The sequence below is a fragment of the Halomonas saccharevitans genome, assembly GCF_032333995.1.
Lineage (GTDB): Bacteria > Pseudomonadota > Gammaproteobacteria > Pseudomonadales > Halomonadaceae > Halomonas > Halomonas saccharevitans.
Map to the genome: position 1 here is coordinate 49,378 of NZ_JAVXUR010000001.1, position 23,558 is coordinate 72,935.

Genomic DNA, 23,558 nt, shown 5'->3' on the forward strand with positions numbered 1-23,558 from the left:
GGGCGATTGCTGGCGGGTCGCGGCTCAGCCTTCGACAACGGCCAGGATGTCGGACTCGCTCATGATCAGCACTTCTTCGCCGTCGATCTTCTGCTTCTCGACGCCGAAGCCATCCTTGAAGATCACAGTGTCGCCGACCTTGACGTCGAGCGGGCGCACGTCGCCGCTGTCCAGAATCCGGCCGTTACCGACGGCGAGGACTTCGCCACGAGTCGGCTTTTCCTGAGCGCTGCCCGGGAGCACGATGCCGCCTGCAGTCTTCTGCTCTTCTTCAACGCGACGGATGACGACGCGATCGTGCAAGGGACGGATGTTCATTGCTCACGTTCTCCTGATGGTTTGCTGTGCCGGCAATCAATGTCCGGCGGTTTTCATCATCAACCCGCAGGCTGGCTGCGGGGTGGAGGCGGTTATCGCCTTCCTTGTCGATGGCCCGAAGAGCTTTCCCGGGCCGAATTCCGATGCTGTCGGATAGGTGGGGCTCGGCAGGGCGCTTTCAAGGGCTGCCGTGAAAATTTTTTGCCTGATCAGCGCCTCTCGTCCCGGGAGATGAAATCGCCCTCCAGCGGGCGGTCATCGCCGGTGCTGCCAGGCTCGTCGCGACGCTCGGTCGCGTCATCCCCGTGTGGGCTCGCCTGCTGCCAGTCGGCATCGCTGCCCTGGCGCGGGCGGTAGGTCTCGGCGCGAACGTGCAGCCCCTTCATGCGTACCCCCAGCCAGGTGAGCGACTTGGCCAGCAGGCGCCGGGCATTGGGGATCAGGCACATGAAGCCCAGGGCGTCGGAGAGAAAGCCCGGCGCCATCAGCAGCGCGCCGCCGAAGATCAGCGCCGCCCCGGTCAGGAGCTCGCCCGAGGGGATCTCCCCCTGGTTCATGCGCTCCTGGGCGCGGGCGAAGGTGGCCACGCCCTCGCGGCGGATCAGATGCAGGCCGATGAAGCCGGTCGCCAGGACCAGCCCCAAGGTGGTGAGCAGGCCGATGTGGCTGCCCACCGAGAAGAGGATGACGAAGTCGAGGAGGGCGAAGAGGGTGAATATAAGAAGAATGGGCATGGTGGCTCCGCGGATGACAGTTGCGCTGGTGATGGGGGCGCGGTGCCAGAATTCAAGCCGTCGGGGCGGCGGGGAGGCGTCGTGGAATATCCTTCCAGGCTTCGTTAAAGTAGCGCTAATCGCAAGGTCATAAGGTTATGCAGGCCGTCCAGGTCTCCTCGAGGGTCGGCTTGAGTCTGTGATCGTGCGAGTCCCTGTCTCCCGGAGAAGCGCACATGACATTCGACAATACCGTAATCGCCATCACCGGTGGCGCTCGCGGCCTGGGCCTGGCCATGGCACGGCGGCTGGGCCGCCAGGGGGCGCGTCTCGCCCTGATGGATCTCGACGGCGACGCCCTGGATCAGGCCGTCTCCCTCCTGCACGCCGAGGGGATCGCGTCGCGGGGCTTCATCGTCAACGTGGCCGATGAGGCCTCGGTGCAGCAGGCCTTTAGCGATATCCTCGCGTCGCTGGGGCCGATCCAGGGTCTGGTGAACAATGCCGGGATCGTCAAGGACGGGCTGCTGGTCAAGGCGAAGGACGGCAAGGTGGAGAAGACGCTGCCCCTGTCGCAGTGGCAGCAGGTGATCGACGTCAACCTCACCGGCGTTTTCCTGTGCGGCCGGGAGGCGGCCTCACAGATGATCGAGGCGGGCCACCAGGGCGTCATCGTCAATATCTCGAGCATCTCGCGGGCCGGCAACATGGGCCAGAGCAACTACGCGGCGGCCAAGGCCGGGGTGGTGGCGCTGACCACCACCTGGGCGGGGGAGCTTTCGCGCTACGGTATTCGCGTGGGCGCGGTGGCGCCGGGCTTCATCGAGACCGACATGACCGCCTCGATGCGCGAGGACATGCTCGAGAAGCTGACCTCGGGAGTGCCGCTCCGGCGTCTCGGCCAGCCCGAGGATATCGCCGAAAGTGTCGCCTTCATCATGACCAACGAGTACTTCACTGGGCGGGTGATCGAGTGCGATGGCGGGCTGAGGCTCTAGGGCTCCAGGCTTGGGATTCTAGCGGGCACGATGTTCTCGCCCCGCGTTCTGTCGGCGTGCTGCGTGGCGATGCCGGCCGAGGTGCGGCCGGCATCGCTGCCCGTGATGGATGAGGCGTGTTTGAATACGGTGAGCGACGCGGCGTGATCAGAAGGTGATCTGGTCGGCCAGGCCGTCTACCGTGACCTCGCCGATGCCGCTGACCCGCGTCAGATCCTCGGCGTTCTCATAGGGGCCATTGGCCTCGCGATCTTCGACGATCGCCGTGGCCTTGCTCGGGCCGATGCCGGGCAATTCGGCCAGCAGCGCCGCATCGGCGGCGTTGATGTCGATCGGTGACATCTCCTGGGCCAGGGCCTGGCTGGCGGCGAGAGGGGCGAGGCCCAGCAGTATCGTCAGCATCAGGCAGGTCAAGCGGTTCTTGAGGGCGTGGGTCATGGTGGCTCTCCTTGAGTCCTGGGATGCGGGCCGTTGCCTCTGTGCACCGGCTCGTCCCCTTCAAGCTAGCGCGCCGGACGCTATCGCCTCGTCAGAGATCGTACCGCTGTGGCGTAAGCCATCACGGAGGCGATGCCGGCGTCTTTGCCCCAGCGGCGTAGGCCATCACTGATATACTGGGGCGATTCCTTCACCCTGCCAGGAGCCCGACCGTGTCCACCGCTTCTCCCCTGATCATCGCCCTCGACTATGCCTCCCTGGACGCCGCACTGTGCATGGCCGATCGCCTCGATCCCTCACGCTGCCGGCTCAAGGTGGGCAAGGAGCTGTTTACCCGCAGCGGCCCGGATATCCTCGAGGCGCTGCACGGTCGAGGCTTCGAGGTGTTTCTGGATCTCAAGTTCCACGACATTCCCAACACCGTGGCCGGAGCCGTCCAGGCGGCGGCCGAGCAGGGCGTATGGATGGTCAACGTGCATGCCGGCGGGGGGCGGCGCATGATGGAGGCCGCCCGGGAGCGACTGGATCGTCACGGGCTGTCCACTCACCTGATTGCGGTGACGGTGCTGACCAGCATGGAGGCCGAGGATCTGTCCGAGGTGGGCGTATCGACGCCTCCCGCGGAGCAGGTCGAACGCCTGGCCGTGCTGGCCCGCGACAGCGGCATGCATGGCGTTGTCTGTTCACCTCAGGAGGCGAATCGCCTGACCACGCTCTGCGGCCCTGACTTCCTCAAGGTGACGCCCGGCATTCGGCCGAGCTTCGCTGCCGCCGGGGATCAGCGTCGCGTGATGACGCCTCTCGACGCCCTGCGGGCGGGCAGCACGCATCAGGTGGTGGGGCGCCCCGTCACGCAGGCGGAGGATCCCATGGCGGCGCTGGCGGCAATAGAGGCGGAGCTGGCCGCCGGCTGAGGCGAGTCTAGCTCCCGTCGGCGGCGTCGATCGGCTGAGTGGTGCCCCAGCTGCGACAGCGCGGGCACTGCCAGTGCAGCGTCGCGGTGGCGAAGCCGCAGCGCCGGCAGCGGTGACGAGGGCGGGCACGGACCAGTGCCTGGGTATGGCGCTCGAGTAGTTCGATGCGCTCGTCCTCTTCCCGCGGGTGGCGCCGCGATAGCGACAGTAGCTGGTGAATCGCCTCCAGGCTCGGCTGTCGTTCGAGCTGCTCGCGGATCAACGCGACCGCGTCCTCATCACGTCCCTGATGATAGAGCGTCTCGGCCAGCAGGCTGATCACGGACGTGGAGGGCACTTCGTCGAGCAGTTCCCGCAGGCAGCGGACCAGCCCCTCTTCGTCGTCCAGCAGCCGATAGGCGTGGGCCAGCGGCTCGAGCATGAGCGGCGTGTAGCTGGCGTCCTGCTCGGGAATGCGTCGCAGTAGCTTGATGGCCTGCTTGTACTGGCCGGTGTCCTGGGCCATGGCGGCCAGCAACAGGTTGGCGCGCACGCAGCGCGCATCGGTGGCCAGCGCCTGACGCAGGTGTCGCCTGGCCAGTACCGGGCTTGCCGAGTGGCGCTCCTCTTCGGCCAGCTCGCAGAGCCAGTGGGCCGCCGCGCGCCGGATGTCGTCGTGCTGGCGCACCAGCTTGGGCAGTGCCACGTCCAGTGCCGCTTGCCACTCGCGCTCGCGCTCGAACAGATCGATCAGCAGTCGTCTGGCCGATCGGCGAAGCTCGCTGTCGTGAGTGTCGCGCACCAGGCCCTCGAGCAGACGTTCCGCACGGTCGAGCAGGCCAAGCGCCAGGAAGTCGCGGGAAAGCTCGAGCTGCACCCGCTCGCTTTGATCGCTGGTCAGTGTCGGCCGGGCGAGCAGGTTCTGATGGATCTTCAGCGCCCGGTCGGCTTCGCTGCGATTGCGAAAGAGGTTGCCCAGGGCCAGGTGGGTCTCGACGGTATCGCTGTTGACCTCCAGTGCACCGATGAAGGTCTCGATGGCCTGGTCCTGCTGGTCGTTGAGCAGGTAGTTGAGGCCGACGAAGTAGTCTCGCGCCAGGGAGGGCGTCGCGGAAGTGGCGTCGCCCTTCGGGCGTTCTCGTCGGCCCAGCCACCAGCCGGCGGCGATCGCTGCCACCAGCAGGGCCAGCAAGAGCACGTCGGGCATCTAGGAGAGTTCCTTCATCTCCTGGACGCGCAGACGATCGAGCTCCTTACGCTGCTGCTGGTTATGGCGCTGGGCGCGGGTCAGCAGGGTGCGCAGGCGCAGATAGACGCCGCTCATGGCGATCATGCCGAGCAGCACGCCCGCGGTCAGCGAGGCCAGCAGCCAGACGGAGAGCGAGGCGGCGGGGAGCTCGATCCAGATCAGGTTCAGGGGCAGGGTCTGCTGGTTGTTGACGGCAAAGAGGATGCCGATCAGCAGCACCGCCAACAAAATGATGGCCAGGATCAGGCCTTTGAGCCAACGCATGTGCAATGTTCCCGTGTCGGTTGAAGGAGGGACGGCGATCATGGGACGCCGTTCAGTAGCCGAGTGCGCGGCTGGCATCCACCTGTTCGCGCAACTCCTTGCCGGGCTTGAAGTGTGGCACGAACTTGCCGTCGAGTGCGACCGGTTCCCCCGTCTTGGGGTTCCGGCCGACCCGCGGCTCGCGGTAGTGCAGCGAGAAGCTGCCGAAGCCGCGGATCTCTACCCGGCCTCCTTCGGATAGGGTGTCGGTAATGTCGTCGAGGATCAGGCGTACCGCCGCCTCGACCTCCTTTACCGACAGCTCCGGCTGTCGCATGGCGATCTGCTCGATCAGTTCGGACTTGGTCATCGACTCGTCTCCGTGCGGTCCTGCCGGGGTCGGCGTGATCCGGGCGTTGTTGTTTTCCAAAGCATACTGGGCAAATCTCGAGAAAACAACGCACTACGACCTTTTGCCGAGCGTTGTGGCGCATGAGTCAGAGGCGGGCTGCCGCCGGCCAGGGGCTCGGGTATACTGCTGTCACATCCACTCGACTCAACGAGGCCGACCTTGAACGACGATTCGTCTCCGGAAGCCGCCCTGCGCAAACGCCTCTATTGGCACTCGCGTCGTGGCATGTGGGAACTGGACCTGCTGTTGATTCCCTTCCTCGAACAGCGCTATGGCGATCTGGACGAGGCGGACCAGGCGGCGTTCAGGGCTCTGATCGACGAGGAGGATCAGGACCTGTTCGTCTGGCTGATGCGCCGTGAATGGCCCGAGGACCCAACGCGGCGCCGCATCGTCAAGCTGATCGTCGAGCATGCCGAGACCACCGACAACGATCACTATCGCAACCTCTAGGGTCGCGCTCGCGGCTCAGGGGCTGGTGGCCGCCATGGTTGCCGGCCTGGTCAGCGTCGCGGCGGCCACCTGGGCAGGCGCCTTGGCGGTGTGCCTGCTGGCCGGGACGCTGGCCCTGATGGCGCGTGACCGACGCTCGGGGCAGCTGCGCCTCACGCCGACGGCGGCCGGGGAGACCAGTGCGGCCTGGCGCGATCACGTTGACGAGGCCTGGCGGCCGGTCAGCCTGCGCTGCGACTACCTCGGCCCCTGGCTGATCGGGCTCTGGATCGAGGGGCGTCGGCTGTGGCTGTGGCCGGACAGCAGCGACCCCGAAGCCCTTCGCCGGCTGCGTAGGGAGCTGCTGCCGCTGCCTTGAGCGGTCCAGGGCCCGGTGGCGCGGGGGTCAGGCCCCTTCGAGCGCCGTCAGATGGATACGCGAGGGGTGCGGATCGGCGTCGCCGTGGACGGCACAGCCAGGATTGTGGTGCAGCCCGCGGGATTCGCGCCGCCCGCGCGCCGAAGCCACGGTGAGGCGCGCCAGGCGCAGGGCGTGCCAAAGGTTCGACAACTCCACCGACGGGGCGGCCTCGCGAACGCGCAGGGCCAAATCTCGATGCAGCTGGGAAAGCTCCCTGGCGGCCTCGTCGAGGCCCTGATCAGTGCGAACGATGGCCACCCGGGCGCTCATCAGCTGGCGCATCGCTTCGCGGATGGCGGTGAGGGTCTCCGGGGATTCCACCCGATCGCCGAAATGTGCCGTCAGTAGCTCGGCCGCCGAGCCTGGCGCTGCCTCGAGCAGTCGCCGGGCGCAGCTGCGCGCATACACTAGGCACTCCAGCAACGAGTTGCTGGCCATGCGGTTGGCGCCGTGCAGGCCGGTGCAGGCGACCTCGCCGATGGCGTAAAGGCGCGGTACCGTGGTGGCGCCATCGAGGTCGGTGCTCACCCCGCCGCAGCTGTAGTGGGCGGCCGGCACCACCGGGATCGGCTGCTGGACGATGTCCAGTCCTCGCCTCGCACAGTGGGCGTGAATGGTCGGGAAGTGCTGGCGGATGGCGGTCTCGCCGAGGTGGCGGATATCCAGGAAGACATGATCGGTGTCGGTGCGCTGCATTTCGGCATCGATGGCTCGGGCGACCACGTCCCGGGGCGCCAGTTCGGCGCGGGGGTCGATCCCGGGCATGAAGCGTTCCCCGGCGGCATTGAGCAATTGTCCGCCTTCGCCGCGCACCGCCTCGCTGATCAGGAAGGCCGGGCCATCGGGATCGAAGAGGCAGGTCGGGTGGAACTGCTGGAACTCCAGGTTCATCAGTTCGGCGCCGAGCTCCGCGGCCATCATCATGCCCTCGCCGCTGGCCGGCTGGGGGCTGGTGGTGTGGCGGTAGAGGCCGCTGGCGCCGCCGGTGGCGAGCACGGTATCTGCGGCGAGCAGTTCGTGCACCCGGCCCTCGCCGTCGAGGCAGCGCGCCCCCCGGCAGTGGCCCTGGGCGTCACCGACCAGGCCGATGGCGGTGAGGTCGCCGCGCAGCGTGATGCTCGGATGGGCATCCACGTGCTGGCGCAGGGTCTCGACCACCGCGCGCCCGGTGGCGTCGTCGGCATGAATGATGCGCCTGGCGCCATGACCTCCCTCGCGGGTCAGGTGATAGGGGTAGCCGGCGTCGGGGCTGTGATCCGGCGTGAAGGGCACGCCCAGCGACAGCAGCCACGCGATGGCGGATGGGCCCTGCTCGACGGTGAATCGCACCGCGGTCTCATCGCACAGGCCATCGCCAGCTACCAGGGTGTCGGCGACGTGGGCCTCGATGTCGTCCTGGGGGGAGAGTACCGCGGCGATGCCCCCCTGAGCCCAGCGGCTGGCGCCCTGGTCGTCGCTGGTCGGTCGCAGCAGCGTGACCCGGCGATGGTCGGCTACCTCGAGTGCCAGCACCAGTCCGGCGACGCCGCCGCCGATGACCAGCACCTCATGCTTGCCGTCAGTCATCTGCCTTTCCTTCTCGTGTGGTGGTCATCGGCGGTCGACCGGGCGTCGGTGAGGCCGTGGTCGGGGGCTCGGCGGCGCAGTCGCCGGCTGGGCAGGCGATCCAGGTCGCCGAGGCGCCGGGTCAGGTCGTCGGTGAGTCGTGCCAGCTCTCGATTGAGCCACAGATAGCCGCCGGGACTAAAGAGGCGTCTTCCGTCGCTCGCCCGGGCGTTGGCGGCAAGCTCGGCGTGGCGGTCCAGGGCGAAGGGGGTAATGGTGACGTCGATCGCCCGGCCGGTGCGCACCTGGAAGGCCAGGGTGCCGATGCCGCGTGCCAGGGTGTGCTGCTGTTCGCGCAGTCCGTCCATGGCCTCGATGAGCTCGTGCCCGTCGCGGCTGTTCCAGTGGGTCTCGAGCAAGAGCTCGATGGTGGAGAGCATGCGCCGCTGCAGCGAGATCAGATCGTCCAGTTCGTGGCGGGTCAGGCGTCGCTCGCGGTGGATGGCATCCACCAGGCCGCGCTGCTTGATCAGCAGGCTGCTGGTGGCCTTGAGCAGCTCGCGGGCGTCGATGTCGTGGGCGGCCGTGGCGGTGGTGTGGGCATGATAGAGGCGGGCCATGCGATCGAGATTGTCGGCCAGCATGAAGCGCATCATGTCGGTAGCCTTCTGGGGCAGCACCAGGACCGTGACGGCGATGCCTACGAGGGTGCCGAGCAGCACGTCGAAGGCGCGCCATAGTGCGATGTTAAGCTCCTGCTGGCCGCCGCCTATCACCAGCAGCAGGCTGATGGCGAACATCAGGCCGCTGTAGCCGTGCCGATTGCCGAAGGTCAGCCAGGTGGCGGCGGCGATGCCGCACAGGGCGCCGAAGGGCACCAGGTAGGGCCAGGGCAGGGGGAGCATGATCAGCAAAAGCCCGACGCTGGCGCCGAGCACGGTGCCGAGCAGGCGCTGACGTCCCTTGTCGAGCACGCCGCCGATGTGAGGAAGGTTGCCCATCACCATGATGGTGCTGACCAGGGCCCAGCCGCTGTGCTGGATGGCAAATGCTTCGATGAGGGTAAAGGTGGCGCAGAGGGCCAGCACGATGCGCAGCACGTAGAGCTTGCGTCGATGCTGATAATTGAAGTAGGGGTCACGCAGGCGCGGCAGGATCATGAGATGGCGTCCCGTTGGAGGGTCGCGCCCGACGCTTTCAGGATAGTGCTAGCAGGAGAGTGCTAGTGAGCTGGTGCCCGGAGCCGGGCTCGAACCGGCACGGTGTTGCCACCGAGGGATTTTAAGTCCCTTGCGTCTACCAATTTCGCCATCCGGGCGGCTCGGTCACGAGCGGGCAACCAGGGAATAGTGGAGGCTGGAGTCGGAATCGAACCGGCGTACACGGAGTTGCAGTCCGCTGCATAACCACTCTGCCATCCAGCCTCATGAGTCGTACCATTCGTAGGGAATGGAGCGGGAAAGGAGATTCGAACTCCCGACCCTCGCCTTGGCAAGGCGATGCTCTACCGCTGAGCTATTCCCGCCTGACTCGAGTGCGTATTATACGGATAAGTCGGTGACTGTCAAACGCTTTCTATCCCTTGAGCGCCAATCGCCTTAGCGCATGGAGCTGCTGAGGTGCGGCCAGGCCGCGCGCAGGTAGAGGATCATCGACCACAGCGTGAGCAGGGCGGCCACATGCAGGGTAATAACGCCGAGCATGGCGATTGGCGTGCCCGGCGTGAAGGCGAGCAGCAGCAGGAGGGCAGTCATCTGCAGCGTGGTCTTGACCTTGCCGATCCAGGAGACGGCCACCTGGCCGCGCTTGCCCATCTCGGCCATCCACTCGCGCAGCGCGGAGATGACGATCTCGCGGCCGATGATCACCAGCGCCGGCAGTGTCAGCCAGATCACGTCGTAGCGTTCGATCAGCAGCGACAGGGCCACCGCAACCATCAGCTTGTCGGCCACCGGGTCGAGAAAGGCACCGAAGGGCGTGGACTGGTCCCAGCGGCGGGCCAGGTAGCCGTCGAGCCAGTCGGTCACGGCGGCCAGGGCGAACAGCGCGGCGGCCAGCGGCATGCTCCAGGAGAAGGGCAGGTAGAACAGCACCACCAGCAGCGGGATGAAGACGATTCTGGCCAGGGTGAGCAGGTTGGGTATGTTCATCGGGAGTTGCGATCCTTGCCTTGGGTGCCGGGAAAGTCTCTCATTCTATCCGCCCGCGCTCGGGTCATCCATGCGGGGCGCGATGAATCGTCTCGGCCGTCCGGATGTAGAGCTGCTGATGCCGGGCATCGGCGGCAGCGCCTCGTAAGCTCGCCCGGCGCTATTCATTCATGCAGGTCATCCATGGAGGGCGCGATGGATCGTCTCGGCCAGCGTCGCGCTGATGCCGGGAACTCGGGCGAGCTCCTCACGATTGGCCTGCTTGACGCCGTGCAGGCCGCCGAAGAAGCGCAGCAGTTCGCGCCGCCGGCGCGGGCCGACGCCCGGGATGTCCTGCAGGGTTGAGGTGCGCCGGGTCTTGTCGCGCCGCGCTCGGTGGCCGGCGATGGCGAAGCGGTGGGACTCGTCGCGGATGTGCTGGATCAGGTGCAGGGCCGGCGAGGCGCCATCGAGATCCAGGCTGCGATCGACGGTCTCGACGAACAGCGTCTCGAGGCCCGCCTTGCGGGTGGTGCCCTTGGCCACGCCGAGCAGCGCGACGCCGGTGACGCCGAGCTCGGCGAAGACCTCGCGGGCCATGTTCAGCTGCCCCTTGCCGCCATCGACGATTAGGATGTCCGGGCGCTCGCCCTGGCCATCGGCCAGGCGCCTGAAACGGCGCGTCAGCGCCTGGCGCATGGCGGCATAGTCGTCGCCGGCGGCCACGCCCTCAATGTTGAAGCGCCGATAGTCGGACTTGCGGGGGCCGTTTTCGTCGAACACCACGCAGGAGGCCACGGTGGCCTCGCCGTGGCTGTGGCTGATGTCGAAGCACTCCAGCCGCTGCGGGGTGTGCTCGAGATCGAGAGCCTCGCGCAGGGCGTCGAAGCGCTTTGCAAGCTGATTCTGGCTCGCCAGCTGGCTTGCCAGCTGCTGCTCGGCGTTGGTGCGCGCCAGCTCCCGCCACTGGGCACGATGGCCGCGGACCTGGTCGGTCACTCGTATACGCTTGCCGGCGCGCTCGCTCAGCGCCTGGGCGATCAGCTCGTCCTCCGGGACCGGGTGGCTGGTGATCACCTCGGCGGGGATCTCGCGGGCCTGACCCAGGTAGAACTGGCTGAGGAAGTCGCCAAGCAGGGCCTCGGGGCCCAGGTCGAGCCCGTTAGGCGGGGCGTGGTGTCGCGCCCCCAGCAGACGGCCCTGGCGCACCGTGAGCACTGAGATGCACAGCGCCCCCGGACGGCTGGCCAGGGCGAAGACGTCGGCGTCGCCGTTACCGGTGTCGACGAACTGGCGCTGCTGCAGCTGGCGCAGGTCCTGGACCTGGTCGCGCAGCCGGGCGGCCTCCTCGAAGTCCAGGTTGGCGCTGGCCGCCTCCATGGCCTCGGTCAGCTCCCGGGTCACCGCCTCGCTCTTGCCCTCCAGGCACATCACCGCATGTTCCAGGTCCCGGCGGTAGTCTGCTTCGCTGATGAAGTCCACGCAGGGCGCGCTGCAGCGCTGGATCTGATACTGCAGGCAGGGCCGGGTGCGATGGGCGAAGACGCTGTCCTCGCAGTTGCGGATGCGAAAGATCTTCTGCATCAGCGACAGGCTCTCGCGCACGGCGCCGCTGCTGGGGTAGGGGCCGAGGTAGCGTCCGTCGTCCCGACGCACCCGGGCGCGCTTGTACTCCAGGGCCGGGAAGGGGTGGCGGTCGGTGACGAAGATGAAGGGGTAGGACTTGTCGTCGCGCAGCAGGATGTTGTAAGGCGGCCGCAGCTCCTTGATCAGCGTCTGCTCGAGGATCAGCGCCTCGGTCTCGCTGTTGGTCACCGTAATCTGGATATCGGCGATGCGGCCTACGAGGGCCTGGGTCTTCGCGTTGTGGGCACCGCGGAAGTAGCTCGCCAGGCGCGCCCGCAGTCGACGGGCCTTGCCCACGTAGAGGGTCTCGCCCTGCTCGTCGAGCATGCGATAGACCCCGGGTGACTGGCTGACGCTGCCGAGGAAGTCTCGGGAATCGAAGCTCATGGTTGCGGCGTGCCGGAAGAGAGAAACGGGACCCGATTCTATCAGATTCGATTGCGCCTCAAGGATCAGTCGACGTTGCTGAAGCCGTCGACCAAGCCGTGGCGCAGGCCTAGGTGGGTCAGCTCGACGTCGGAGGCCACGCCGAGCTTCTCGAAGATCCGGTAGCGATAGGTGTTGATGGTCTTGGGGCTGAGGAACATGCGCTCGGCGATATCGGCGACGCGCTGGCAGTTGACCACCATCATGGCGACCTGAAGTTCGCGCTGGGAGAGCTCGTCGAAGGGGTTGTCGGGCGCGTCGATACGCGACAGTACCAGCCGCTGGGCGATCTCCGGGCTGACGTAGCGCTTGCCGTCGAATACGCAGTGGATGGCCTCGACCATCTCGTCATGCTGACAACCCTTGCTGATGAATCCCTGGGCGCCGGCTTCCAGCAGCCGTTGAGCGAAGGCCTCCTCGATGAAGGCCGTCAGCACCAGGATGCGGATATCGCCGGCGAAACGATGGATCTTGCGGGTCGCCTCCAGGCCGCCGATGCCGGGCATGCGGATGTCCATCAGCACGATGTCCGGCTCGAGCGTGCGTGCCTGGGTGATTGCCTCCTCGCCATTGGCCGCTTCGCCGACCACGCGGATCCCGTGCTCGGCGTTCAATAGATGGGCGATGCTGGTCCGCACCAGGTGGTGGTCATCGGCGACAAGAACCCTGATCACGCGGGCGCTCCTGAGACGTGGTGGTGAGAGTCGGCGAGAGGCGAGCGTGCGAGAAGAGTCGCCTGCGTATCGACCGGTCGGATGGCTGACGGTGCCAAGAGTGTCACATTACGTGTCTAAGTCAAATTGGCACAAGGGCCAAGATGCGAAAACGCCACTAGGGACTTGACGCACGCCAAGGCGTTGCGTACTATATGCCTCGTTCTCGCAGGGCGGGAACGACGTGGGGCCTTAGCTCAGCTGGGAGAGCGCAACACTGGCAGTGTTGAGGTCAGCGGTTCGATCCCGCTAGGCTCCACCAACAAGACACTTCGAATCAGCCGCTTAGCGCATCGCGCCAGGCGGCTTTTTCGTGCGCTGGGGGAAAACTAGGGAAGCTCCACGCGGTTCTCTTAGCATCAGGCGCTGTCCGGCAGCACGAGTGTCTCCTTGCCCGGGTCCTTCGGCTGCTGCCAGAAGGGGCGTGGCGTCGATTGGACGATCATCGAGGCGCTTCCCGCACGGCGTCTTCCCTCAATGGCGCCCTTACTTCATGGCTAATAGGGGTTACAGTAGGCCATTGCTATGGACAGGCCGTCGGGGAGATCACCATGGAGTTTCGCTTCCAGCGTCGTATTCGTCTCGCACCCGGCGTGCGCTTTCACACCACGCGCCTGCGCCCCGGGCTGTCGCTGGGGCCGCCCGGGATCAGCCTGCTGATCGCGGGCGGCGAAGCCGACGAGCCGCTGCCCGTGGATCTGGAGATCACCGCCAGCGGAGAGGTTCGCTATCGGCAGGCAGACGGCACGCGAATGACCGCGGCCGGGGCCCGAGAGGTGCGTCGCCGCGCCGAGGCGGAGCTGCGCGAGGCCCTCGGCGCGCACTGCGAGGACCTCAATGCGCAGCTTGAGCGGCTCGGCCGCCTGCACGAGCAGACGCCGGCCCCGGATGCCACCGGCTATCGGCCGCGCAGCTACCCGGAGTCGCCTCCGGTGCCGGTGGCCGAGACGCGCCCCGCCTGGTGGCAGGGCCTCTGGGCGCCGGCCCGCCGGCGGCACGACCGCGAGAACGCCCGACGCCAGGCAGAGCACGCACAGGCCTATCGGGCCTGGGAGTGGCGAAAGGCGGAGTTCGACGCCCGAGAGTTCCAGCGCCAGCGGCGCGAGGACGAGGCAAGTTGGGACGACCCTGACGCCATGCAGCAGACGCTGGTCGAGCGTCTGGAGGAGCTCGACTGGCCGCGCGAGACGCTGATCGATTTCGCGCTGGTCGATGATTACCGCACCATCGCCCTGGATATCGACCTGCCAGGCCCCGAGGAGATGCCCGACCGTCGCTGGAGCATGCCCGCCAAGCGCATCAAGCTGTCGCCGCAGCGGCTCACGGTCACGCGTCAGCGCCAGCTCTACCGGGATTACCTGCATGGCGTGGCCTTTCGCGTGCTCGGTGCAGCCTTCGCGCGGCTGCCGCGCATCGAGCTGGCGCTGGTCTCGGGCTATCGGCGCCTCGATGACCCGGCCGCCGATGGCGGCGGGCGCCGCTACCTGTTCAGCGTCAAGGTGAGCCGTGAGCAGTGGCAGGGCCTCGCCTTCGATGAGCTGGCGAGCCTCGATCCCGGTGAGGTGCTAGCGGACTTCTCCCTGCGCCGCGAGATGACACGCGGCGGCGAGCTTTGTGACATCACGCCCTTCGAGCCCGATTGGCGCTGGCGCTAGCGGTCTTTCTTACTAGCACTCTTTTATCATCGTGACCGCTCTCGGGCTTTTCCGCTCCCGGTCTTCCCGTTCTCCGCGCGGCCGTCCCTCAGTCGAAGGCGTCCTGGCCGGCGCTGAGGATATGGCGCAGGCCGTGGCACTCCACCAGCGGGTCGGTGCAGTTGACCACGATGTCGGAGTGGGCCAGCACGTAGCCCTTGCCGGTGATGGTGTTGTCCACCACCGTCAGGGGGCCCTCCGGACGGGTGCCGATGCACTCGCCGATGAAGCCGGTCTCGCGCAGCGAGATGGTCTCGAGTCGATCGCCTGGCCGGAGGCGCCCTTCGTGGTGCATCAGCGCCAGGCGCGCCGAGGTGCCGGTGCCGGTGGTACTGCGACAGATCACGCCCGGATGCACGTAGGTGGTCGAGCGGGATCGATAGTAGCCGTCCGCGACCTGCTCGACGGGCCCCATGAAGTGCAGGAAGGGCAGGGGGCCCACGTCGCCCAGGGTGTAGTGCGAGAAGCCGCGCTCGGCCTGGATCGCCTCGACGATCCGGTGAGCGCAGTCGGCCAGGGCCCGCTCCTCCTTACGCACCAGCGAGAAGCCGAGCTCCGTGGCGTCCACCAGGGCATAGAAGCCGCCGCTGTAGGCCACGCTGTAGGTCACGTCGCCGAGCCCGGGCACGTGGAGGCTGGCGCGGTAGGTATCGATATAGCTCGGCAGTCCCGCGCAGGTGATCGCCTCCACCACGCCGTTCTCGACCAGCGCCTCGATCTGCACCAGTCCCGCCGGGGACTCGAGCGTGAACTGCTGGCGTCCCTCCACTTTGGCCACCAGGCCGCTCTCCAGCACCGCGGTGGCGGTGCAGATGGTGTTGGAGCCGGAATAGATCGGATAGCCCATCACCTCCATGATGATGTAGCCCGCGGCAGCCCTGGGGTCGCTGGGGGGGACGAGCAGGTCCACTGACATCTCGGGGATGCCGTAGGGCTCCTCCAGCAGCAGGCGGCGCAGGCCATCGGCGTCGTCGCGCAGGTAGTGCATCTGGTCGCGGACGGTGGCGCCGGGCAGCGGCGCGATGCCGCCGACGACGATGCGGCTGACGTCGCCGCCGGCGTGGGTATCGATCAGTTGCAGGGTCAGTGGCTGGCTCATGCGGGTTCCTCGAGCGCGAAGCGCGCACCATGTTCGGCCCATTCGGCATCCGGCACGATCACGATCTTGCCCAGGTAGCCGCTGCCGCGGTTGACGAAGTAACGCTCGGCGGCGTGCAGCTCGGAGAGCTTGAAGGCGGCGTGGAGCACCGGCTTGAGCCGGCCGTCGCGTATCCAGGCCATCAGCTGCTCGGCCTCCTCGCGGGTGCCGTGGGAGACGCCGAATATCTGCACCTGATAGAGATAGATGCGCGTCCACATCAGCTCGCTTACGTTGCCGCCGCTGGCGCCGGCGATGGAGAGCCGCGGATAGCTCGCGCGTCTGGCCATGTCGACGATCATGGTGTCGATGAAGCGGCCGGTCATCTCGCCGCCCACCAGGTCCATCACCGCATCGATGGGCGCGCCCTCGGTGGCCTCGAGCACGCGATCGACGAAGCTCGGCAGGTCGCCGCGATCGATGACCGCCTCGGCGCCGAGTGCGAGGAGGGCGTCGGCCTTGTCGAGCTGGCTCACCGCATAGGGGATGGCGCCGACGATCCGGCACAGCTGGATCAGCGCCGTGCCCACGCCGCCGCTGGCGCCGGTGACCAGCACCCGCTCGCCGGCGGCGACGCGAGCCGAGGTCATCATGTGGTAGGCGGTCTGGTAGGAGCACATGCCCATGGCGGCGAGCTCGGCATCGGCGAGTTCGGGGTTGGGCACGTGTTGGAACTGGTCCGCCGGCACGGCGATGTACTCGGCGAAGCCGCCGTCGGCGCCGTGGCCGTAGTAGTCCGGCATGAGGTTGAGGTCGCGGCGTCCATCGGGGTAGAGGTTGAAGTCGAGCAGGCCGCGCTCGCCGAGGCGCGAGGCCGGTACGCCCTCGCCTACGGCGACGACGCGCCCGGCCACGTCGGCCCCCTGGATGCGCGGGAAGGTCAGGGTGGGGGAGCCGCCCATGGCGAAGGAGGTCACCTCGCCCTTGTCCCTGGTGGGGTAGAGGCCCTCGCGGGCCTTGCGGTCGGTATTGTTCTTGGCCGTCGCCGTGACCTTCACCAGCACCTCGCCGCGAGCCGGGGCCGGCACGGGAACGTCGGTGCGATAGGCCAGGCGGTCGACGTCGCCATGCCCGGTCAGCAGCATGGCCGCCATGGTCTCGGGAACGCGTTCGCTGCTCACGGGGTGCCTCCTGTCATCGCTGTCGATTCGACTCGACGATAGCAGACTTCCCCGACCCGGCGTCATCCCTTTCGGCCGCTGCGCGGGTCGGTGTGTCGGTGGCCCGGTGGTATCCGTCAGCCGCCGCTATGCCAGAACGGCTGCCCGACGGTCGGCGTGCTCGGGCTGGCGGTCTGGCGCTGCTGCATCAGCCCGGCGCGATACGCCTTGCGCCCGGCGATGATCGCCTCGGCGAAGGCCTCGGCCATCAGCGCCGGTCGGTGGGCCTTGGCCACGGCGGTGTTGAGCAGCACGCCGTCGAAGCCCATCTCCATGGCCTCGGCGGCCTGGGAGGGGGCGCCGAGGCCGGCGTCGATGATCAGCGGCACGTCCAGGCGCTGGCGCAGGGTCTGAAGGGCGTAGCGATTCATCAGGCCGCGGCCGGTGCCGATGGGCGCGCCCCAGGGCATCAGCGCCTGGCAGCCCGCGTCGCGCAGCCGCTGACAGAGCACCAGGTCGTCGGTGCAGTAGGGCAGCACCTTGAAGCCGTCGTCGATCAGCGTCCGGCAAGCCTCCAGCAGGCCGAAGGGGTCCGGTTGCAGGTTGTAGTCGTCGCCGATCACCTCGACCTTGATCCAGGGCGTGTCGAACATCTCCCGGGACATCTGGGCCAGGGTGATGGCCTCCCGGGCCGAGCGGCAGCCGGCGGTGTTGGGCAGCAGCCGACAGCCGCTGTCGCGCAGGATCTGCCAGAAGGCGTCGCCGTCGCCCTCGGCGGGATTCTGGCGGCGCAGCCCCAGGGTCACCATGTCGCAGCCGGCGGCCTGGATGGACTCCTGCATCACCGCGGGCGACGAGTAGAGGGCCGTGCCAAGCAGGAAGCGGCTGGAGAAGGTCTCGTCGTAGAGCGTCAGGGTGTCGTCGTGTAATGCGTTCATCAGCCGCCTCCCACCGGGGCCACGATATCGATGCGATCGCGGTCTTTAAGGACCCGCTCGGCGTAGGCCGAGCGGGGCACGAACTCGCCGTTGATCGCCACGGCGACGCGCCGCTCGGTGTAGTGCCAGGTGTCCAGGGCATCTGCCAGCGCCGTATCGGTCGGCAGGCGGGTGGTTTCGTCGTTGAGGCTCAGGGTGATCTCGTTCATGCAGCGCTCTCCTGGGGCGGATGTCCCGTCAGGGTCTCGGCGAAGGGCTGCTTGCCCCGGCCGCGGATAGTGGCCAGCAGGTGGCAGGCGACCGCCGGTGCCAGCAGATAGCCGTGGCGGAACAGGCCGTTGGCGGTGATCAGGCCGTCACGCTGGGTGACATGGGGAAGGTTGTCCCGGAAGGCGGGGCGCAGGTTGACGCCCTGCTCCAGGATGCGTGCCTCGGCGAAGGCCGGCGACAGGGTGTAGAGGGCGCTGCCCAGCTCCAGGGAAGACTGCAGAGAGACTGGCGAGCGGTCCTCGCTCTCGATCTGGGTGGCCCCGATGACGAAGCGCTGGTCGGGCTTGGGCACCACGTAGAGCTGGTAGCGCGGATGCATCAGGCGCACCGGGCGGGTGAGGCGGAGCTCCGACGTCTGCACGTGCAGCGTCTCGCCGCGCACCCCGCGCAGGCTGGCGTGATGCTGGCGGGCGCCGGTGCCGCGACAGTCGATGACCAGATCGAAGGCATGCCGGCCGTCGCGGGTCTCGATCTCGCCGGGGAAGGTGTCCACCGGGCAGTGGGCATGGCAGGTGCCACCCAGGCGGCGAATCTCGGTCAGCAGGCGCTCGAGCAGGGCGCGATTGTCCAGGTGAGCCTCGCCCGGCAGGTAGAGGCCCTGTCGAAAGCCCGCCGCCAGGTCGGGCTCCAGGCGGTGGATCTCGGCGTCGTCGAGCGACTGGCAGGGCGGCTCCTCACCAAGTACGTGGGTGAGGTCGCGACGAAACTGGGTGAGCTCCCCCATGTCCTGGGCGTGCGCCACCATCAGGCTGCCCTGGTGATGCCACAGGTCGCCGGCATTGAGAGCGTCGAGCCAGCGCGGCCACTGGGCCAGCGCGAAGCGCCCCATGTCAAAGACGCTGCGCTCGGAGACCGCGGTCTCGCACAGTGGCGCCACCATGCCGGCCGCCGTCCAGGCTGCAGCGGCGGGGTGCTCCAGGTCGCCGGCATCAAAGAGGGTGACGGCATGGCCGTCGCGCAGGAGTTGCCAGGCGACCAGTCGGCCCAGCAGGCCGGCGCCGGCCACGGCGATGGTTCTATCGGTGGGGTGTGTCATGGCGTTGTCCATCCAGCAGAAGACGTGGAGGAACAGGCTGGATGACGAAAGGGGGCTGCTGGGCGAGACGACAGCTTGTTCCCTCCGCAGGCATCAACCTGATCAGGTTCAACGGGTTCGGCCGTACCGATCTCAGCCCCCGTGCACGTCTCCATGAGCGTACCGGGGCTCCCCGACAAGTCGTCACAACGTAACCAAAAATGCCCGGGCGCGCAATCGAGGGCGCGCCCGGGCATTTTCCAGGGCTGGTCTTCAGGTCTGGTCTTGAGGCTGGTCCCGATACGCTAGCCCGGCATCGGGCTCAGGCGCAGTCGGCGGCCCCTTCGCCGAACATGTCGAACAGCAGCTCGCGGCCGAGGCCGGTGAGCACCAGGCGCTGCTGGTCGTTCCAGGTGGCGGCCTGGCTGTTCTCAAGGATCGTCTGGCAGGGCGCCCAGTCGCTGGTGGCCGCTCCCAGGGTCTTCAGGGCCTGGCGATCGAGGCCGCGATGGCTGACGGTGACGGTCTCGAGCACATGGCCGTGGCGATAGAGCATGGCGGCCATGTGGGAGAGGCACTGACGCAGGCTGCGCTGCATGCCGCTGTGACTGGGGTGGGAATGATTCATGCTGCCGCATCTCCTGAACGGGATTGCTGCGGCGCATTATACATGCGACGAAGGTCGATGTCATACCAAGGTATAAGGTGGCCTCCGCCGCGTCTCCGTCAGCTGTCCACGTGTCCCAACAGCAGGAACTCGATCAGCGCCTTCTGAGCGTGCAGGCGGTTGCCCGCCTCCTGCCAGACCACGGCGCGCGGGTCGTCGAGCAGGGTCTCGCTGATCTCCTCGCCGCGGTGGGCGGGCAGGCAGTGGAGGAAGAGGGCGTCTTCCCGGGCGTGATCGAGCAGCGCCTCGGTGACCTGCAGGCCGGCGAAGTCCGCCTCGCGCTTGGCCTGCTCTTCTTCCTGGCCCATGGAGGCCCAGACGTCGGTGGTGATCAGGTCGGCGTCGGCCACGGCGGCATGCGGGTCGCGCACGATGCTGACCCGGTCGCCGGCGGCGTCGAGGATGTCCTGGCGGGGCTCATAGCCCTCGGGGCAGCAGATGCGCAGCCGGAAGTCGAACTGTCGGGCAGCGTTGATCCAGGAGTGGCACATGTTGTTGCCGTCCCCGATCCATACCGCAGTGCGATCCTTGACGCTGCCGCGCAGCTCGGTCCAGGTCATCACGTCGGCCAGCAGCTGGCAGGGGTGGTAGTCGTCGGTCAGGGCATTGATCACCGGCACCGAGCTTGCCGAGGCGAACTGCTCTAGGCCCTGGTGGGAGAAGGTGCGGATCATCACCGCATCGACCATCTCCGAGAGCACGCGGGCGGTGTCGCCGATCGGCTCGCCGCGGCCGAGCTGGGTGTCGCGCGACGACAGAAACAGCGCGTGGCCGCCGAACTGCGCCATGGCGGTCTCGAAGGAGACCCGGGTGCGCGTCGAGGATTTCTCGAAGATCATCGCCAGGGTGCGGTTGGCGAAGGGGGTATAGGTGGGCCCGTGGGTCTTCAGGCCATTCTTGATCGAGATGGCGCGCTGGATCAGGTAGCGCAGCTCGTCCGGACTGAGATCGAGCAGGGTGAGGAAATGGCGGATGGCCATGGGGTCGCTCCACGGGGAAAAACGACCATCCTAGCCAGCCCACGGGGGATGCGCAACGCGCCCGGCATCAGTAGAATGGCTGCATCCACAAGGCCGACCCGCGCGGTCGGGTATTGCCCGAATCCCCCCGGGTCGCCCGGCAGGCGAGTCCAGTAAACGAGTAAGGGAGACGTCATGAGCACTACCGTCGAGAACATTCAGCGCCAGATCGGCGAGAACCCGATCCTGATCTACATGAAGGGCACGCCCCAGCTGCCGCAGTGCGGTTTCTCCGCACAGACCGTCCAGGCCCTGATGGCCTGCGGCGAGCGCTTCGCCTTCGTCAACGTGCTGGACAACCCGGACATCCGCGCCGAGCTGCCCAAGGTCGCCAACTGGCCGACCTTCCCGCAGCTGTGGGTCGAGGGCGAGCTCGTGGGCGGCTGCGACATCGTCGCCGAAATGCATCAGTCCGGCGAGCTGGAGACCCTGGTCAAGGCCGCGGCCGCGCGCGCCCAGGAAGGCGAGGGCGACGCCCAGGCCTGAGGGCCGCCTGCGCGCCGCGCAGCATGACAAAACCCCCGTCGGCCAGCGCCGGCGGGGGTTTTCGTTGGTAGGCGTCTCGGGGCATACGGGCGTTCAGGCCTCTTCCATGCCCTGCTCGCGCTGCGCCAGGTCCCAGCCGCCCAGGTCCTTGTAGCGATTGACCATGGCGCAGAACAGCTCGGCGGTGCGCTCGGTATCGTAGCGGGCCGAGTGAGCGGCGCTGTTGTCGAACTCGATGCCGGCGGCGCGGCAGGCGCGGGCCAGCACGGTCTGGCCGTAGACCAGGCCGGCGAGCGACGCGGTATCGAAGCTCGAGAAGGGGTGGAAGGGATTGCGCTTGATGCCGCAGCGCGCCACCGCCGCGTTCAAAAAGCCGTGATCAAAGGCCGCGTTGTGGCCGACCAGCACGGCGCGGGTGCAGCCGTGGGACTTGATGGCCTTGCGCACCGGGCGGAAGATTTCGCCCAGCGCCTCGGCCTCGCTGATCGCGACTTGCTGGCGCAGCGGGTCATCGAGGCGGATGCCGGTGAAGTCCAGTGCCGACTGTTCCACGTTGGCCCCGGCGAAGGGCGTGACATGGTAGGCATAGGTGGCATCGGGCAGCAGGTTGCCTTCCGGGTCCATGGTCAGGGTTACCGCGGCGATCTCCAGGATCGCATCGCCTTGCGCGTTGAAGCCGCCGGTTTCCAGGTCCACCACCACGGGCAGGAAGCTGCGGAACCGCTGCGCCATGAGTTCGCGGGCCATCGCCTCGCTCATGCACCTCTCCTTGTCTGGGGCATCGTTTCTCTAGACCGCGGCAGTCTACCAGCTTGGCCGCAGCGCGTCCCGTCGCCGGTGTTCGCTGGAGGCTCGTCGCGCTATAATCTCCCCCTTTCATGATCGTTAGCCAAAAGGAGCCTCAGCATGTCCGATGTCAAGAAGGTCGTGCTCGCCTATTCCGGCGGCCTGGACACGTCCGTCATCGTCAAGTGGTTGCAGGAAACCTATGACTGTGAGGTCGTGACCTTCACCGCGGACATCGGCCAGGGCGAGGAAGTCGAACCCGCGCGCGCCAAGGCCGAGGCCCTGGGCGTCAAGGAGATCTACATCGAGGATCTGCGCGAGGAGTTCGTGCGCGACTACGTCTATCCGATGTTCCGCGCCAACACCATCTATGAGGGCGAGTACCTGCTCGGCACCTCCATCGCGCGCCCGCTGATCGCCCGTCGCCTGATCGAGATCGCCAACCAGACCGGCGCCGACGCCATCTCCCACGGCGCTACCGGCAAGGGCAACGACCAGGTCCGCTTCGAGCTCGGCGCCTACGCGTTGAAGCCGGGCGTCAAGGTGATCGCCCCGTGGCGCGAGTGGGACCTCAACTCCCGCGAAAAGCTGATGGCCTACTGCGATCAGCACGACATTCCGGTGGACTTCTCCTCCAAGAAGAAGAAGTCACCCTACTCCATGGACGCCAACCTGCTGCACATCTCCTACGAGGGCGGCATCCTCGAGGATCCCTGGGCCGAGGCCGAGGAAGACATGTGGCGCTGGAGCGTCTCGCCGGAGGCCGCGCCGGACCAGCCCACCTACGTCGAGCTGACCTTCGAGCAGGGCGATATCGTGGCCATCGACGGCGTGCCGATGAAGCCCCATGAGGTGCTCGAGAAGCTCAACAAGATGGGCGGCGACAACGGCATCGGCCGCCTCGACATCGTTGAGAACCGCTACGTGGGCATGAAGTCGCGCGGCTGCTACGAGACGCCGGGCGGCAGCATCATGCTGCGCGCCCACCGCGCCATCGAGTCGCTGACGCTGGACCGCGAGGAGGCGCACCTCAAGGACGAGCTGATGCCCAAGTACGCCGAGGTGATCTACAACGGCTACTGGTGGAGCCCGGAGCGTCGCATGCTGCAGGCCGCCATCGACGAGACTCAGAAGAACGTCTCCGGCGTGGTGCGCATGAAGCTCTACAAGGGCAGCGCCATCGTCGCCGGCCGCAAGTCCGACGCTTCGCTCTTCGACGAGTCCATCGCGACCTTCGAGGACGATGCCGGCGCCTACGACCAGAAGGATGCCGAGGGCTTCATCAAGCTCAACGCCCTGCGCCTGCGCATCGCCGCCGGCAAGGGTCGCCGTCAGGATTGAGCCACCCCGACGCCGGCCTCGTGCCGGCGTCTTTCTGTCAGGAGGTTCCATGCTGAAGAAGCTGCTGTCCGGCCTGTTCGGGGGCAACGAGGGCGAGCCCAAGGGCGCGCCCGCCGCCGAGCCGGTCGAATACAAGGGCTATCTGATCGTCTCCGAGCCCGCCGACATGGGCGGCCAGTTTCGCGTCAGCGGCTGGATCCGCAAGCCGATCCCCTCGAGCGAGGAGCAGGCCGGCGAGATGCTCGAGCACCGCTTCGAGCGCTCCGACATGGTGCCCGGCCGCGAGGCCTGCGACACCCTGATGGTCCGCAAGGCCGAGCGCTTCATCGACGAGGTCGGCGACGACATGTTCTCGCCGCGCTGAGCGGCGCCCGCGGTGCCACACTAACGACGCTCCCGCCGACGGGGCGCGTCGTTCTCTCCTTGAAGTGCCCTCTCTTAAGGGCCTTAGAAAGTCCTTACTGAAGGCCGTCTTTAAACGCCTTCCTTAACCGCCCTCGGCTGTCATGGTCCCCGCGGCCATCGCCTCTCTGTCATGGCTTTTCTGT

27 protein-coding genes, 4 tRNA genes and 1 riboswitch are annotated in these 23,558 nt (G+C 67.3%); of the genes, 9 read left to right on the top strand and 22 right to left on the bottom strand.

What is annotated here, in order from left to right; genetic code table 11:
• Positions 1-24: 24 nt before the first annotated feature.
• Both RSO68_RS00240 and RSO68_RS00245 read right to left on the bottom strand, forming a co-directional pair.
• Positions 25-318 carry a co-chaperone GroES gene (locus RSO68_RS00240; protein WP_035595572.1) on the bottom strand — a complete coding sequence of 98 codons (294 nt, stop codon included), beginning with the start codon at positions 316-318 and terminating at the stop codon, positions 25-27.
• A gap of 209 nt (positions 319-527) precedes the next feature.
• A complete protein-coding gene (locus tag RSO68_RS00245) occupies positions 528-1,052 on the bottom strand; it encodes an FxsA family protein (RefSeq protein ID WP_089849133.1) in 525 nt (174 codons plus the stop codon).
• Positions 1,053-1,267: 215 nt separating this feature from the next.
• Here RSO68_RS00245 and RSO68_RS00250 point away from each other — a divergent pair, with 215 nt between their 5' ends.
• Entirely contained in the window at positions 1,268-2,029 is a 762-nt protein-coding gene (locus tag RSO68_RS00250) for an SDR family oxidoreductase (protein WP_089849135.1), read from the top strand.
• A 147-nt stretch (positions 2,030-2,176) separates the two neighbouring features.
• Here RSO68_RS00250 and RSO68_RS00255 read toward each other — a convergent pair whose 3' ends face one another.
• A complete protein-coding gene (locus RSO68_RS00255; protein WP_089849137.1) occupies positions 2,177-2,467 on the bottom strand; it encodes a ComEA family DNA-binding protein in 291 nt (96 codons plus the stop codon).
• 212 nt (positions 2,468-2,679) lie between these two features.
• Between RSO68_RS00255 and pyrF the strand changes: the two genes are divergently transcribed.
• The gene (gene pyrF, locus RSO68_RS00260) at positions 2,680-3,381 is read left to right on the top strand and encodes an orotidine-5'-phosphate decarboxylase (RefSeq protein WP_315585013.1); all 702 of its coding nucleotides are present in this window, start codon (positions 2,680-2,682) and stop codon (positions 3,379-3,381) included.
• 7 nt (positions 3,382-3,388) lie between these two features.
• Here pyrF and lapB read toward each other — a convergent pair whose 3' ends face one another.
• From lapB to RSO68_RS00275, 3 genes are read right to left on the bottom strand one after another with little or no spacing between them, the layout of a single operon-like run.
• Entirely contained in the window at positions 3,389-4,567 is a 1,179-nt protein-coding gene (gene lapB / locus RSO68_RS00265) for a lipopolysaccharide assembly protein LapB (protein WP_315585014.1), read from the bottom strand.
• Positions 4,568-4,873 (bottom strand): lipopolysaccharide assembly protein LapA domain-containing protein, encoded by a 306-nt coding sequence (locus RSO68_RS00270; RefSeq protein ID WP_089849144.1) that lies wholly within the window; start codon positions 4,871-4,873, stop codon positions 4,568-4,570.
• 52 nt (positions 4,874-4,925) lie between these two features.
• On the bottom strand, positions 4,926-5,222 hold the full coding sequence (locus RSO68_RS00275) for an integration host factor subunit beta (RefSeq protein WP_089849146.1): 297 nt from the start codon (positions 5,220-5,222) through the stop codon (positions 4,926-4,928).
• Positions 5,223-5,423: 201 nt separating this feature from the next.
• On the opposite strand from RSO68_RS00275, the gene RSO68_RS00280 reads away from it, so the two are divergent.
• The gene (locus RSO68_RS00280; protein WP_315585015.1) at positions 5,424-5,717 is read left to right on the top strand and encodes an FAD assembly factor SdhE; all 294 of its coding nucleotides are present in this window, start codon (positions 5,424-5,426) and stop codon (positions 5,715-5,717) included.
• A gap of 34 nt (positions 5,718-5,751) precedes the next feature.
• Positions 5,752-6,075 (top strand): hypothetical protein, encoded by a 324-nt coding sequence (locus tag RSO68_RS00285; protein ID WP_089849150.1) that lies wholly within the window; start codon positions 5,752-5,754, stop codon positions 6,073-6,075.
• 27 nt (positions 6,076-6,102) lie between these two features.
• Here RSO68_RS00285 and nadB read toward each other — a convergent pair whose 3' ends face one another.
• The 8 genes from nadB to uvrY all read right to left on the bottom strand — a co-directional run bounded on the left by nadB (position 6,103) and on the right by uvrY (position 12,517).
• Positions 6,103-7,683, bottom strand: a complete 1,581-nt coding sequence (gene nadB / locus RSO68_RS00290; protein ID WP_315585016.1) for an L-aspartate oxidase — start codon at positions 7,681-7,683, stop codon at positions 6,103-6,105.
• Positions 7,680-8,822, bottom strand: a complete 1,143-nt coding sequence (locus tag RSO68_RS00295; protein WP_315585017.1) for an FUSC family protein — start codon at positions 8,820-8,822, stop codon at positions 7,680-7,682. Before RSO68_RS00295 ends, nadB begins: the two co-directional genes overlap by 4 nt.
• Before the next feature lie 71 nt (positions 8,823-8,893).
• Positions 8,894-8,980, bottom strand: a tRNA-Leu gene (locus tag RSO68_RS00300).
• Between the two features lie 32 nt (positions 8,981-9,012).
• Positions 9,013-9,086 (bottom strand) — tRNA-Cys (locus RSO68_RS00305).
• A 26-nt stretch (positions 9,087-9,112) separates the two neighbouring features.
• Positions 9,113-9,187 (bottom strand) — tRNA-Gly (locus tag RSO68_RS00310).
• Positions 9,188-9,260: 73 nt separating this feature from the next.
• Positions 9,261-9,812 (bottom strand): CDP-diacylglycerol--glycerol-3-phosphate 3-phosphatidyltransferase, encoded by a 552-nt coding sequence (pgsA, locus tag RSO68_RS00315; protein WP_089849155.1) that lies wholly within the window; start codon positions 9,810-9,812, stop codon positions 9,261-9,263.
• A gap of 177 nt (positions 9,813-9,989) precedes the next feature.
• Complete coding sequence (gene uvrC / locus RSO68_RS00320) at positions 9,990-11,804, bottom strand: excinuclease ABC subunit UvrC (RefSeq protein ID WP_089849157.1); 1,815 nt, start codon at positions 11,802-11,804, stop codon at positions 9,990-9,992.
• A 65-nt stretch (positions 11,805-11,869) separates the two neighbouring features.
• Positions 11,870-12,517 carry a UvrY/SirA/GacA family response regulator transcription factor gene (gene uvrY / locus RSO68_RS00325; RefSeq protein ID WP_089849159.1) on the bottom strand — a complete coding sequence of 216 codons (648 nt, stop codon included), beginning with the start codon at positions 12,515-12,517 and terminating at the stop codon, positions 11,870-11,872.
• Between the two features lie 225 nt (positions 12,518-12,742).
• On the opposite strand from uvrY, the gene RSO68_RS00330 reads away from it, so the two are divergent.
• Together RSO68_RS00330 and RSO68_RS00335 are read left to right on the top strand one after the other, a co-directional pair.
• Positions 12,743-12,818: transfer RNA gene (locus RSO68_RS00330), tRNA-Ala, on the top strand.
• 289 nt (positions 12,819-13,107) lie between these two features.
• The gene (locus RSO68_RS00335) at positions 13,108-14,211 is read left to right on the top strand and encodes a DUF4236 domain-containing protein (protein ID WP_089849161.1); all 1,104 of its coding nucleotides are present in this window, start codon (positions 13,108-13,110) and stop codon (positions 14,209-14,211) included.
• Between the two features lie 88 nt (positions 14,212-14,299).
• Here RSO68_RS00335 and RSO68_RS00340 read toward each other — a convergent pair whose 3' ends face one another.
• The 7 genes from RSO68_RS00340 to argF all read right to left on the bottom strand — a co-directional run bounded on the left by RSO68_RS00340 (position 14,300) and on the right by argF (position 20,358).
• Positions 14,300-15,349: a proline racemase family protein gene (locus RSO68_RS00340; RefSeq protein WP_089849164.1), complete on the bottom strand. Its 1,050-nt coding sequence runs from the start codon at positions 15,347-15,349 to the stop codon at positions 14,300-14,302.
• Positions 15,346-16,482 (bottom strand): alcohol dehydrogenase catalytic domain-containing protein, encoded by a 1,137-nt coding sequence (locus RSO68_RS00345; RefSeq protein ID WP_315585726.1) that lies wholly within the window; start codon positions 16,480-16,482, stop codon positions 15,346-15,348. The genes RSO68_RS00340 and RSO68_RS00345 overlap by 4 nt, the downstream gene beginning before the upstream one ends.
• 143 nt (positions 16,483-16,625) lie before the next feature.
• Entirely contained in the window at positions 16,626-17,426 is an 801-nt protein-coding gene (locus RSO68_RS00350; RefSeq protein WP_089849166.1) for a thiazole synthase, read from the bottom strand.
• Positions 17,426-17,635: a sulfur carrier protein ThiS gene (gene thiS, locus RSO68_RS00355; protein ID WP_089849168.1), complete on the bottom strand. Its 210-nt coding sequence runs from the start codon at positions 17,633-17,635 to the stop codon at positions 17,426-17,428. The genes RSO68_RS00350 and thiS overlap by 1 nt, the downstream gene beginning before the upstream one ends.
• On the bottom strand, positions 17,632-18,732 hold the full coding sequence (gene thiO, locus RSO68_RS00360; protein WP_315585018.1) for a glycine oxidase ThiO: 1,101 nt from the start codon (positions 18,730-18,732) through the stop codon (positions 17,632-17,634). Before thiO ends, thiS begins: the two co-directional genes overlap by 4 nt.
• A gap of 62 nt (positions 18,733-18,794) precedes the next feature.
• Positions 18,795-18,917: riboswitch (TPP riboswitch) on the bottom strand.
• Positions 18,918-19,033: 116 nt separating this feature from the next.
• Entirely contained in the window at positions 19,034-19,339 is a 306-nt protein-coding gene (locus RSO68_RS00365) for a hypothetical protein (RefSeq protein ID WP_089849172.1), read from the bottom strand.
• Positions 19,340-19,437: 98 nt separating this feature from the next.
• The gene (gene argF, locus RSO68_RS00370; RefSeq protein WP_089849174.1) at positions 19,438-20,358 is read right to left on the bottom strand and encodes an ornithine carbamoyltransferase; all 921 of its coding nucleotides are present in this window, start codon (positions 20,356-20,358) and stop codon (positions 19,438-19,440) included.
• 174 nt (positions 20,359-20,532) lie between these two features.
• Between argF and grxD the strand changes: the two genes are divergently transcribed.
• On the top strand, positions 20,533-20,883 hold the full coding sequence (gene grxD, locus RSO68_RS00375) for a Grx4 family monothiol glutaredoxin (protein ID WP_089849176.1): 351 nt from the start codon (positions 20,533-20,535) through the stop codon (positions 20,881-20,883).
• 93 nt (positions 20,884-20,976) lie between these two features.
• On the opposite strand, the gene rnt is transcribed toward grxD, so the two are convergent.
• Entirely contained in the window at positions 20,977-21,642 is a 666-nt protein-coding gene (rnt, locus tag RSO68_RS00380; RefSeq protein WP_089849179.1) for a ribonuclease T, read from the bottom strand.
• A 147-nt stretch (positions 21,643-21,789) separates the two neighbouring features.
• On the opposite strand from rnt, the gene RSO68_RS00385 reads away from it, so the two are divergent.
• Positions 21,790-23,010 (top strand): argininosuccinate synthase, encoded by a 1,221-nt coding sequence (locus RSO68_RS00385; protein WP_089849181.1) that lies wholly within the window; start codon positions 21,790-21,792, stop codon positions 23,008-23,010.
• A gap of 49 nt (positions 23,011-23,059) precedes the next feature.
• Positions 23,060-23,374 (top strand): HlyU family transcriptional regulator, encoded by a 315-nt coding sequence (locus RSO68_RS00390; protein ID WP_315585019.1) that lies wholly within the window; start codon positions 23,060-23,062, stop codon positions 23,372-23,374.
• Positions 23,375-23,558: the final 184 nt, after the last annotated feature.

Bases quoted from the DNA above. Each gene is read 5' to 3' on its own strand.
- nadB (WP_315585016.1), bottom strand. From the start codon at position 7,683: ATGACTGACGGCAAGCATGAGGTGCTGGTCATCGGCGGCGGCGTCGCC.
- thiS (WP_089849168.1), bottom strand. From the start codon at position 17,635: ATGAACGAGATCACCCTGAGCCTCAACGACGAAACCACCCGCCTGCCG.
- thiO (WP_315585018.1), bottom strand. From the start codon at position 18,732: ATGACACACCCCACCGATAGAACCATCGCCGTGGCCGGCGCCGGCCTG.
- RSO68_RS00275 (WP_089849146.1), bottom strand. From the start codon at position 5,222: ATGACCAAGTCCGAACTGATCGAGCAGATCGCCATGCGACAGCCGGAG.
- RSO68_RS00240 (WP_035595572.1), bottom strand. From the start codon at position 318: ATGAACATCCGTCCCTTGCACGATCGCGTCGTCATCCGTCGCGTTGAA.
- RSO68_RS00390 (WP_315585019.1), top strand. From the start codon at position 23,060: ATGCTGAAGAAGCTGCTGTCCGGCCTGTTCGGGGGCAACGAGGGCGAG.
- RSO68_RS00365 (WP_089849172.1), bottom strand. From the start codon at position 19,339: ATGAATCATTCCCACCCCAGTCACAGCGGCATGCAGCGCAGCCTGCGT.
- RSO68_RS00255 (WP_089849137.1), bottom strand. From the start codon at position 2,467: ATGACCCACGCCCTCAAGAACCGCTTGACCTGCCTGATGCTGACGATA.
- RSO68_RS00250 (WP_089849135.1), top strand. From the start codon at position 1,268: ATGACATTCGACAATACCGTAATCGCCATCACCGGTGGCGCTCGCGGC.
- uvrC (WP_089849157.1), bottom strand. From the start codon at position 11,804: ATGAGCTTCGATTCCCGAGACTTCCTCGGCAGCGTCAGCCAGTCACCC.
- grxD (WP_089849176.1), top strand. From the start codon at position 20,533: ATGAGCACTACCGTCGAGAACATTCAGCGCCAGATCGGCGAGAACCCG.
- RSO68_RS00385 (WP_089849181.1), top strand. From the start codon at position 21,790: ATGTCCGATGTCAAGAAGGTCGTGCTCGCCTATTCCGGCGGCCTGGAC.
- RSO68_RS00345 (WP_315585726.1), bottom strand. From the start codon at position 16,482: ATGGCGGCCATGCTGCTGACCGGGCATGGCGACGTCGACCGCCTGGCC.
- argF (WP_089849174.1), bottom strand. From the start codon at position 20,358: ATGGCCATCCGCCATTTCCTCACCCTGCTCGATCTCAGTCCGGACGAG.
- RSO68_RS00335 (WP_089849161.1), top strand. From the start codon at position 13,108: ATGGAGTTTCGCTTCCAGCGTCGTATTCGTCTCGCACCCGGCGTGCGC.
- RSO68_RS00285 (WP_089849150.1), top strand. From the start codon at position 5,752: ATGGTTGCCGGCCTGGTCAGCGTCGCGGCGGCCACCTGGGCAGGCGCC.
- RSO68_RS00295 (WP_315585017.1), bottom strand. From the start codon at position 8,822: ATGATCCTGCCGCGCCTGCGTGACCCCTACTTCAATTATCAGCATCGA.
- RSO68_RS00245 (WP_089849133.1), bottom strand. From the start codon at position 1,052: ATGCCCATTCTTCTTATATTCACCCTCTTCGCCCTCCTCGACTTCGTC.
- pgsA (WP_089849155.1), bottom strand. From the start codon at position 9,812: ATGAACATACCCAACCTGCTCACCCTGGCCAGAATCGTCTTCATCCCG.
- RSO68_RS00270 (WP_089849144.1), bottom strand. From the start codon at position 4,873: ATGCGTTGGCTCAAAGGCCTGATCCTGGCCATCATTTTGTTGGCGGTG.
- lapB (WP_315585014.1), bottom strand. From the start codon at position 4,567: ATGCCCGACGTGCTCTTGCTGGCCCTGCTGGTGGCAGCGATCGCCGCC.
- RSO68_RS00340 (WP_089849164.1), bottom strand. From the start codon at position 15,349: ATGAGCCAGCCACTGACCCTGCAACTGATCGATACCCACGCCGGCGGC.
- rnt (WP_089849179.1), bottom strand. From the start codon at position 21,642: ATGAGCGAGGCGATGGCCCGCGAACTCATGGCGCAGCGGTTCCGCAGC.
- RSO68_RS00350 (WP_089849166.1), bottom strand. From the start codon at position 17,426: ATGAACGCATTACACGACGACACCCTGACGCTCTACGACGAGACCTTC.